Origin of the sequence: Rhizobacter sp. (genome assembly GCF_035702065.1) — a bacterium.
Taxonomy (GTDB): Bacteria; Pseudomonadota; Gammaproteobacteria; order Burkholderiales; family Burkholderiaceae_C; genus Rhizobacter.
The window spans coordinates 1-7,251 of sequence record NZ_DASSRA010000317.1; the positions used below are offsets into that span (position 1 = coordinate 1).

8 protein-coding genes are annotated in these 7,251 nt (G+C 69.2%); 5 read left to right on the forward strand and 3 right to left on the reverse strand.

The genetic code is table 11. The annotated features are described in order from the left end of the window. Nucleotides 1–1,476, reverse strand: a 1,476-nt coding sequence (locus VFL64_RS14120; RefSeq protein ID WP_489541017.1) for a CoA-acylating methylmalonate-semialdehyde dehydrogenase, incomplete at its 3' end; no start/stop codon positions are given. Nucleotides 1,477–1,576: 100 nt separating this feature from the next. Between VFL64_RS14120 and VFL64_RS14125 the strand changes: the two genes are divergently transcribed. After that, nucleotides 1,577–2,536, forward strand: a complete 960-nt coding sequence (locus VFL64_RS14125; protein WP_489541018.1) for a LysR family transcriptional regulator — start codon at nt 1,577–1,579, stop codon at nt 2,534–2,536. A 267-nt stretch (nt 2,537–2,803) separates the two neighbouring features. Next, nucleotides 2,804–3,457 carry a YecA/YgfB family protein gene (locus VFL64_RS14130; protein WP_489541019.1) on the forward strand — a complete coding sequence of 218 codons (654 nt, stop codon included), beginning with the start codon at nt 2,804–2,806 and terminating at the stop codon, nt 3,455–3,457. 11 nt (nt 3,458–3,468) lie between these two features. On the opposite strand, the gene VFL64_RS14135 is transcribed toward VFL64_RS14130, so the two are convergent. Then, complete coding sequence (locus tag VFL64_RS14135; RefSeq protein WP_489541020.1) at nt 3,469–4,755, reverse strand: Hsp70 family protein; 1,287 nt, start codon at nt 4,753–4,755, stop codon at nt 3,469–3,471. Nucleotides 4,756–4,817: 62 nt separating this feature from the next. Between VFL64_RS14135 and VFL64_RS14140 the strand changes: the two genes are divergently transcribed. The 3 genes from VFL64_RS14140 to VFL64_RS14150 all read left to right on the forward strand — a co-directional run bounded on the left by VFL64_RS14140 (nt 4,818) and on the right by VFL64_RS14150 (nt 6,655). After that, the gene (locus VFL64_RS14140; protein WP_489541021.1) at nt 4,818–5,390 is read left to right on the forward strand and encodes a sigma-70 family RNA polymerase sigma factor; all 573 of its coding nucleotides are present in this window, start codon (nt 4,818–4,820) and stop codon (nt 5,388–5,390) included. Further along, nucleotides 5,387–6,088, forward strand: coding sequence for an anti-sigma factor (locus VFL64_RS14145; RefSeq protein WP_489541022.1), 702 nt, complete (start codon nt 5,387–5,389; stop codon nt 6,086–6,088). The genes VFL64_RS14140 and VFL64_RS14145 overlap by 4 nt, the downstream gene beginning before the upstream one ends. A gap of 105 nt (nt 6,089–6,193) precedes the next feature. After that, entirely contained in the window at nt 6,194–6,655 is a 462-nt protein-coding gene (locus VFL64_RS14150; RefSeq protein ID WP_489541023.1) for a tetratricopeptide repeat protein, read from the forward strand. A 10-nt stretch (nt 6,656–6,665) separates the two neighbouring features. Here the strand turns inward: VFL64_RS14150 and VFL64_RS14155 are convergent. Further along, nucleotides 6,666–7,251, reverse strand: a 586-nt coding sequence (locus VFL64_RS14155) for an FAD-dependent oxidoreductase (protein WP_489541024.1), incomplete at its 5' end; no start/stop codon positions are given.

Genomic DNA, 7,251 nt, shown 5'->3' on the forward strand with positions numbered 1-7,251 from the left:
CTGCATGATCGACTTCTGCTTGGTGTAGAAGCGCACGCCTTCCTCGCCGTAGGCGTGCATGTCGCCGAACAGGCTCTTCTTCCAGCCGCCGAAGCCGTGCCACGCCATCGGCACCGGGATCGGCACGTTGATGCCGACCATGCCGACCTGCACGCGCCGCGAGAATTCGCGGGCCACGTTGCCGTCGCGCGTGAAGCAGGCGACGCCGTTGCCGTACTCGTGGGCGTTGATCAGGTCCACCGCTTCCTTCAGGTCCTTCACGCGCACGCAACCGAGCACGGGGCCGAAGATCTCTTCCCGGTAGATCTTCATGTCCGGCTTCACGTTGTCGAACAGCGTGCCGCCGATCCAGAAGCCGCGGTCGCAGCCCGCGCCGGCCTTGGCGGCCTGGAACTGCCGGCCGTCCACCACCAGCTTCGCTCCTTCGGCTTCGCCCTGGCCGATGTAGCCGGCGATGCGGCTGTGCGCCACGCTGCTGACGATCGGCCCCATCTCGGCGTCGAGCTCGGTGCCGTTCTTCACCTTCAGCGACTTCGTGCGCTCGGCCAGCAGCGGCACGATCCTGTCGGCCGCACTGCCCACCAGCACGCCCACCGAGATCGCCATGCAGCGCTCGCCGGCCGAGCCGAAGGCCGAACCGATCAGGGCGTCGACCGCCTGGTCCATATCGGCATCGGGCATCACCACCATGTGGTTCTTGGCACCGCCCAGCGCCTGCACCCGCTTGCCGTGGCGCGCGCCGGTCTCGTAGATGTACTGCGCGATCGGCGTGGAGCCGACGAAGCTGATCGCCTTCACGTCGGGGTGGGTGAGCAGCGTGTCGACGGCCAGCTTGTCACCCTGCACGACGTTGAACACGCCGTCGGGCAGGCCGGCCTGCTTGAGCAGCTCGGCCATGAAGACCGAGGCCGACGGGTCGCGCTCGCTCGGCTTCAGGATGAAGCAGTTGCCCGCGGCAATCGCCACCGGGAACATCCAGCACGGCACCATGCACGGGAAGTTGAACGGCGTGATGTCGGCCACCATACCCAGCGGCTGGCGCATGGTCCAGTTGTCGATGCCGGTGGAGACCTGCTCGGTGTAGTCGCCCTTCAAGAGCTGGGGGATGCCGCAGGCGAACTCGATGATGTCGATGCCGCGGCTGACCTCGCCCTGCGCGTCGGTGAACACCTTGCCGTGCTCGGCCGTGATCATCGCGGCCAGGGTGTCGCGGTGCTGGTTCACCAGCTCGAGGAACTTGAACATCACGCGGCCGCGGCGGATCGGCGGCGTGTCGGCCCAGGCCGGGAAGGCGGCCTGCGCGGCCGCCACCGCGGCGTTGACCTCGTCGGCGCTGGCCAGCGCCACCTGGCGCGCCACCGCGCCGGTCGCCGGGTTGTAGACGGCCTGGCGGCGACCACTGCGGCTGGCCACGGCCTGGCCGTTGATGAAGTGGCCCACCTCGTGGGTGGCGGTGAAAGCTTCGGGTGCGCCCATGGTGCGTGTCTCCGGCAGGTGTGTGCTTTCAGTCTAGGCGCCGGTCCCCGGCTTGCCAATGCCGCTCGGCTGACTTCATTGTTCGATAAACTGAACAATCATGGCCACACATACCCCCTCGCTCGACCAGCGCATCGACCTCCTCTGGCCGCAGGTGCACGCCCTCACGCTGCTGGCCGAGTCACCCAGCTACACCCAGGTGGCACAGCGGCTGGGCTTGTCGAAGGCGGCGGTGAGCCAGCGCATCACCGAGCTGGAGCGCGCCATCGGCCAGACGCTGGTGCGGCGCACCACGCGCTCGGTGCACCTCACCGAAGCCGGCCAGCGCCTGGTGGAGCAGACGGCCGAGAGCTTTGCCCACATTGCCCGCAGCGTGGGCGAGGCGCGCGACCTCGCGGCACAACCGCGCGGCCTGCTGCGTGTGACGGCGCCGGTGGCGCTCGGCCGGCAGCACGTGGCGCCGCTGATCGAGGCCTTTGCGCGCGAGCACCCCGAGGTGCGCATCGACCTCGACCTGTCCGACCGCTTGCTCACGCTCGCGCACGAAGGCTTCGACCTCGCCGTGCGCCACACCAGCGCCCCACCCGACAACCATGTGGCCTGGAAGCTGTGCGCCTCGCGCTCGCTGCTGGTGGCCAGCAGCGCCTACCTCAAGCGGCATGGCACACCGTCGCACCCCGGCGAGTTGATCAACCATGCCTGCCTGCCCTACCTGCGCACCGGCCCCTCGGTGTGGCAGTTCGAGCGTGGCGCCGCCAAGCCCAAGGGCGAGCCCGAGCGCGTGAGCGTCACGGTGCAAGGCCCGCTGCGCGCCAACAACAGCGAGGTGCTGCGCGATGCCGCGCTCGCCGGCCAGGGCATCGCGCTGCTGCCCGACTTCAGCGCCGCTTCGGCACTGCGCGCGCGGAAGCTGCGCGTGCTGCTGCCCGCATGGCGCCCGGTCGGCGTGTTCGGTGACGCGATCTACGCCATGCACCCCTGGAGCCCCACCACGCCCAAGGCCGTGCAGGCCCTGGTGGCCCACCTTCGCGCGCAGCTGAGCGGCGGCTTCGAAGTCTGAAGGCAAAAAAAAAGCCCACCCGGGTAGGGTGGGCCTTCAAGTCCTCTGAAGGACGTCGTTGGGACTGATGCGGTCTCTCGTTCTTCGGCGCGGTTCTTTTTCTTCAGCGCTCCGACGATTCAGACCTGTACCTCGCGATCTTGGTAAGACCCCGTGTGACAGCACGAGCCAAACTTTAGTCGTGCGAAGCGGGCGCAAACATCCCCAATACGAGGGACGATTTCGATACGCTTTGTAGCAACCTGGAGGGACGCGACAATCCGCCCCATGCAAGCTGCCCACCGCCCCACACCGGCGCCTCTGAACGAGCGCGAGATCGACGAGTTGCAAGCGCTGCTCGATGCCGTGCCGGCGCCGCTGGAGCCGCTGGACGTGAGCATGCTCGACGGCTTCCTGTGCGGCCTGCTGGTGCAGCCGGTGCGCGTGCCCGCGAGCCGCTGGCTGCCGCACGTTACCGACGTCGACGGCCGCGCCGTACCGTCACGCTTCGACGTCGCACGACTGCACGAACTCGCGCTGCGCCGCCATGGCGAACTGAACCACGCGATCGGCAAGCGCCAGTGGTTCGACCCCTGGGTGTTCGAGCTGGAAGGCGACGATGAAGACGCGCCCAGCGAGACCGACGCCGTCTACCCCTGGGTGGCCGGCTTCGCCACCGCGATGGAGCTGTTCCCCGAGCTGATGCAGCGCGACGCGCAGGCGCTCACCGAGCCGCTGGCGCTCGTCTACCGCCACCTGGACCCGGACGACCTGGAAGACGCCGACGAGCTGCTCGAAGAAATCGAGACGCTGGAACCGCCCGAAGACCTGGCCGAGGCGGTGGAAGGCCTGGTGCGCGCCACGCTGTTGCTGGCCGACATCGGCCGCCCGCTGCCTGCGGCCACCCCGCCCAGGCGGCCCGCCCCTCCGCGCCGCCGTTGAGTTAGCTCTGCCTATCCGGCCCGAGTGAACCAGCGCTGTGCATGCAGCGCGAGACCCGTGGCCACGCTCGCAAACCGGTCCCCACGGACCGCACGAGCGTGCGGGAAGACCGCCGCGATTTGCTGGGCCAAGAGGCGCAGGCCGGTGGAGCCGCCGGTGAAGTACAGCGCGTCGATCTGCTCCGGCCGCAGGCCGGCCTGCGCGACCGTCTCGCGCGCCGCTTCGACGATGCGCGCCAGATCGCCCTCGATCGCCTCGACTGCCTGCTGCTCGGTCAGCGTGACGGCGAGCGCACGTTCCACGTGGCCGAGGTCGATGCGCGTGTCGCCGCCTTCGGCCACGCTGATCTTGGCCGCTTCGGCGCGCGAGGCCAGCTCGTGGCCGAGGCGTTCGGTCACCACCGTCATCAGGCGCTGGTGGTGCTTGAGGTCAGCGTAGAAGCTGCGCATCTGCCGCAGCTCGGCCACGCGCTGCGGGTTGTAGACGGTGTTGATCAAATGCCAGGTGGCGAGGTCGAAGTACACCGCGCTCGGCACCTCGCGCGCCGGCGCACCCGCCACGCTCGGGCCGTAGGCGCCGTAGCCGAACTCGCCGAGGATGCTGGCGAGCTCCACACGGCGGTCGAAGTCGGTGCCGGCGATGTGCACGCCGTGGTTGGCGAGGATGTCGCCCTTGCGCTCCAGCCGCTTCGCCTGCTCGGGGCCGACGCGCACGACCGAGAAGTCGGAGGTGCCGCCGCCAATGTCGGCCACCAGCACGACCTGCTCGCGGTCGACGCTGCGCTCGAAGTCGAAGGCCGCCGCAATCGGCTCGTACTGGAAGTGCAGCTCGCGGAAGCCCACGGCGCGCGCCGCCGCTTCGAGCGCGGCCTGGGCCTGCGCGTCGCGCTCGGGTTCGTCGTCGACGAAGAACACCGGGCGGCCCAGCACCACCTGCTCGATGCGCCTACCGGCCTGGCGCTCGGCCAGCGACTTCAGGTGAAAGAGGTAGCCGGTGATGATGTCCAGGTACTTCACGCCGCGGCCGCCGCCCACGTCGGTGGTCTGGTCGACCAGGCTGCTGCCGAGGATGCTCTTCATCGAGCGCATCAGGCGCCCGTCGGTGCCATCCACATAGGCCGCCAGGGCGGCACGGCCGAAGGCACGCGGCGGGCCGTTCGTCTCCGGCCCCTCGGTGAAATAGAACACCGCGGTGGGCATGGTGCGCTGGCCGGGTTCGAGCTCGACCAGCTGCATCTCGGCGCCGGCCGGGATGGCGATGGCCGAGTTGGAGGTGCCGAAGTCGATGGCGCAGTACATGCAGGAGAACCGAGAGAAGGGGGGGCAACGCGAGGGGGCGCGATTGTAGACTCGCACCGCCCATGCCACCCACCGACGACCTGCCCACCTTGCTGTCGCGCGTCGCCCTGCGCGACCGGGTGGCTTTCGAGCGCCTGTACCGCGCCACCTGCGCGCATCTGTTGAGCGTCGCCTTCCGTATATTGAACAACCGGGACCGCGCCGAAGAGGTGCTGCAGGAAGCTTTCATGAACGTGTGGCACAGCGCCAGTGGCTACAACCCCGTCGTCGCCACGCCGATGACCTGGCTGATCAACATCGTGCGCAACAAGGCGATCGATGCCCTGCGCTCGGGCAAGACCGAGCGCGGTTCGACCGTCGCGCTCGATGACGAAGCCCTGCAAGTGGCTGGCGACGACGCCCTGCAGCCGCAGCAGCTGCTCGACGACAGCCTGACCAAGGCACACATCGACGGGTGCATGAGCGCGCTCAGCGCCGGTCAGCGCCAGGCGCTGGCGCTGACCTACTACCGCGGCATGGTCCACACCGACATCGCCACTGCGCTGAACGCACCGCTTGGCACCGCCAAGGCCTGGGTGCGGCGGGGCTTGGACAAGCTCAAGGACTGCCTGCAATCCGCCGGCATCGCCGCATGAACTACCTGCAACCCGAACGGCTCGACCGGCTGGCGCGCGAGTACGCGCTGGGCACGCTGAGCGGAGGCGCGCGGCGGCGCTTCGAGCGCGTGCTGGTGCAGGCGCCGGCTGCGGCCCGCGCGGTGGCGGCCTGGCAGGAGCGCTTCACGGTGCTGTCGGCCGGCCTGCCGCCGATGTCCCCGCGCGAAACGGTGTGGAGCGGCCTGGAGCAGCGGCTCTTCGCACCGCCGCGCCAGTCTGCCGGCTGGTGGCGCTGGCTCTCGGGTGCCCTGGCCGGTGTGCTGCTGTGCGCCGTGGTGCTGCGCGTGCAGCCCGGGTTGATCGGGCTGGAAGAGTCCCACGAGACGCTGCCGGCCAGCTACGTGGGCCTGCTCACCGATGCCCAAGGCCGGCCCGCCGTGCTGGCCAGTTCACGCCGCCACGGGCAGCAGCTCACGCTCAAGCTGCTGCAGCCGCTGGTGGTGCCCCCCGGCCGCATGGCCCAGTTGTGGGCGCTGCCCAGCGATGGCGGTGCGCCCTTCCCGGTCGGCGTCGTGGCCCCGGGCGGGCCGAGCACGATCACGCTGAGCGACAGCTCGGAGAAGCTCTTCTTCAAGGTCTCGCGGCTGGCTGTCAGCCTGGAGCCCGCGGCCGCTCAGCCAGGCAGCGCGCCGACGCAACCCTTCGTGCTGAGTGGCCACTGCGTCAAGCTCTGGTAGCTCGGAATTTTTTTGCATCCGGCTGCGTCCACCGCCTAAGTTCGCTCCGTAAGTCCGTTCAAGACACCCATCCCGGGGTCTGCCACCACAACCGAGGACCACACCATGAACCGCACCTTTCTCGCCGCCAGCCTGCTTGCCCTGTCGCTGAACGCTGCTTTCGCTGCCGACATCGCGCCTCCCCCACCGGCGGACAAGCTGGCCGGCGCCCGCACGCAGATCGCCGCCAACAACTGGGCGGGTGCCATCGACGAACTCAAGCGCGTCAATGACACGGGCAGCGCCGACTGGAACAACCTGATGGGTTACAGCCTGCGCAAGCAGAAGACGCCGGATCTCGCCGGTTCGGAGAAGTACTACAACGAGGCCCTGCGCATCGACCCCAAGCACCGCGGCACGCTCGAGTACTCGGGCGAGCTGTACCTGATGAAGGGCGACCTGCCGACGGCCGAACAGCGCCTGGCCACGCTGGAGAAGGTGTGCGGCACCTCCTGCGGCGAATACAACGACCTGAAGAACGCGATCGCGCGCTACAAGGCCAACGGCAACAAGAGCTCCGGCTACTGAGCCTGCTGCGTCATGCCGCGGCCACGCGCAACGCGTGGCCGGCTTCACCGCCGCAGAAGCCGAAGTCCAACGCCGGCTGCAGCCCGCTCATCAACTCGGCGAGTGCGCGGCCGGAGCCGGCGCCGTGCGTCCAGCCCAGCGTGCCGTGGCCGGCGTTGAGCCACAGGTTCTGCAGCTTGCCGCTGCGGCCGATGTAGGGGATGTTGTTCGGCGTGCTGGGGCGCAGCCCGGCCCAGAAGTTGGGCTCGCTCGTGTCCGCCACGCCGGGGAAGAGTTCTTCGTAGCGCCGCACCAGCGCCGCGCAGCGCACCTGCGAGGTGGCGCTTGTGAGCCCCGTGTCGTAGCCCGCCATCTCCGCCGTGCCGGCCACGCGGATGGTGTCGCCCAGGCGGCTGATGGCGATCTTGCGACCATCGTCGATCATGCTGACCACGCTCGCCCGCTCGGGGTGCCTGAGCTTGAAGGTGGCCGAGTAGCCCTTGGCCGGATAGATGTTGAGGTAGAGGCCGAGCGGGCGCAGCAAGGGCGCGGTGAAGCTGCCCATGGCGGCCACGTAGGCGTCGGCGCGCAGGGTGCGGCGCTGACCGCTGAGCTGG